Origin of the sequence: Micromonospora sp. DH14, from assembly GCF_029809455.1 — a bacterium.
GTDB lineage: Bacteria > Actinomycetota > Actinomycetes > Mycobacteriales > Micromonosporaceae > Micromonospora > Micromonospora parva.
In genome coordinates, this window is the sequence record NZ_JARVKT010000077.1 from 1 (window position 1) to 745 (window position 745).

The window sequence follows — 745 nt, forward strand, 5'->3', positions numbered from 1 at the left end:
CGTTGCCTGCGTGCGGCGTTGCCTGTGCGTCGCGTTGCCTGCGTGCGGCGTTGCCTGTGCGTCGCGTTGCCTGCGTGCGGCGTTGCCTGTGCGTCGCGTTGCCTGCGTGCGGCGTTGCCTGTGCGTCACGTTGCCTGCGTGCGGCGTTGCCTGTGCGTCACGTTGCCTGTGCGTCGCATTGCCTGCGCGTTGCGTTGCCTGTGCGTCGCGTTGCCCCCGCACGGCGTTGCCTGCGTGCGGTGTTGCCCTCACGAGGCCCTTGCAGCAGGACCTGTGCTGCCACCGCGATTCCCTGGATGCCGTCGCGACGCTGATTCGTCTACGACATCAGCTCCAGAGGATCCGTGACCCAACCAACGGGCTCGCCCTGGGCGCGCTCGTTGCCATGATGCGCGCAACTTCAAGGATGTTGGTGCCTCCCGCGTGTCTGAGGCAGCAACATCCTGGAAGTTGTGAGGATCTTGGGCGCTTGGGCGCTTGGGCGCTTGGGCGCTTGGGCGCTTGGGCGCTTGGGCGCTTGGGCGCTTGGGCGCGGGGCGCGGGGCGCGGGGCACGGGGCGCGGACTGGACATGCTGAAGGGCCGGGCCCCGCGTGGTGGGGTCCGGCCCTTCAGCTGGGTGCTGGGTGCTGGGGTGTTGGTGTTGGGGGTCAGCTGGTGGCGTAGCCGCGGGTGGCGATCCAGTCGGCGAGGTGCTCGACGGTGGTTTCGTAGGAGGCGGTGTCCGGGTTGGCGGAGTCGGCGAT

The 745-nt window shown here is 69.4% G+C and carries 1 pseudogene; it reads right to left on the reverse strand.

Going from position 1 to position 745, the window contains the following annotated elements:
- Positions 1-649: 649 nt before the first annotated feature.
- Positions 650-745: pseudogene (locus QCZ28_RS34405) on the reverse strand (phytochelatin synthase); the annotation flags it as partial.